The organism is Arhodomonas sp. KWT (assembly GCF_010993615.1).
Window position 1 is genome coordinate 1 of the sequence record NZ_WNXE01001046.1, and the last position, 571, is coordinate 571.

Annotated in this window: 1 pseudogene; it reads right to left on the minus strand. The window is 80.2% G+C overall.

Annotation, left to right across the window (positions count from 1 at the left end):
- Positions 1-503, minus strand: a pseudogene (locus G7A99_RS24065) (electron transport complex subunit RsxC); the annotation flags it as partial.
- Between the last annotated feature and the right edge of the window lie 68 nt (positions 504-571).

Here is a 571-nt window from a genome sequence, read left to right on the forward strand (position 1 = left end):
GGCTCGCACTCCGCGCCGTTGAGGACCAGCGTGTGCACCCGCCCGGCGGCGTCCGCGAGCTTCGCGGCGGTGGGGAAGCCCGCGCCGCCGAGGCCGGTGATGCCCGCGGCGTGGATGCGCGCGCGCAGCGCCGCCGGGTCGGCGCCGGCGTCCAGCGCGGGCCACGGCGGCTCGGCCGCCGCGTCGGGGTCCGTCTCCAGGACCAGGCTCGTTACGGCCAGGTTCGAGGGGTGGGGGGCAGGATGCGCGGTAATGGCCGCGACCCGTCCGCCCGCCGGGGCGTGCAGCGGTGGCACGGCCGGGTCCTCGCCCTCGGCCACGCACTGGCCGGCACGTACGCGCTCGCCCTCGCTCACGCAGGGCTGCGCGGGGGCGCCGAGGGCCGCGCCCAGCGGGAGGATCAGGCGCCCGGGCAGCGGCACCGCGGTGACCGGGTGGCGGGTGGAGATCGCGCGGTTGGGTTCGAGCGTCAGCCCGCCCGGGAAGCGGTGGGGGGCGTTCACGGCCGCCCCGGCTCCGCCGGCAGCGGCCAGCGCCAGGCGCGCACGCCGGTCTCCCGCGGCGCCATGTG